General features: G+C 62.3%; 1 protein-coding gene. It reads right to left on the bottom strand.

Annotation, left to right across the window (positions count from 1 at the left end):
* On the bottom strand, positions 1–348 hold a 348-nt coding region (locus SB753_RS35490), incomplete at its 3' end, for a contractile injection system protein, VgrG/Pvc8 family (protein ID WP_410804758.1).
* Positions 349–350 lie beyond the last annotated feature (2 nt).

Raw genomic sequence — 350 nt, 5'->3', positions numbered from 1 at the left:
CCAGAGATGGACCGGATACTGACGGCGCAGACGGAACGATGTCGGGTGATCCCGGATGCCATGACGGCGCACCACCGCCGTGAGGATCTGCGGTGTGGTGACGCGCTGGTAGACGTGCGTATCCGTAACCGCCTGGAGCCGTCCGAAGTGCGACTTCAGTACGAATTCGTAGCGGACATAGTCCTTCGTGGTCTGCACCGTCGAGAAGCGTTCGATGTACCCGGAAAACTTCCGCAAGGCGCCATCGTCGGCCACCACGGAGAAGCAGGCGTCAAGGTTCAGATAGTCAGCCCGTGCAAGCTGCTGCGGGTGGGTCAACTCGATGCGCACCTCGGTGGGCGCGCCCATCT

It is taken from the genome of Paraburkholderia sp. SIMBA_053 (assembly GCF_046534895.1).
GTDB classification, from domain to species: domain Bacteria; phylum Pseudomonadota; class Gammaproteobacteria; order Burkholderiales; family Burkholderiaceae; genus Paraburkholderia; species Paraburkholderia caledonica.
The sequence above is the reverse complement of the archived record's forward strand: the minus strand, read 5'-3'. Positions and strand labels throughout refer to the sequence as shown.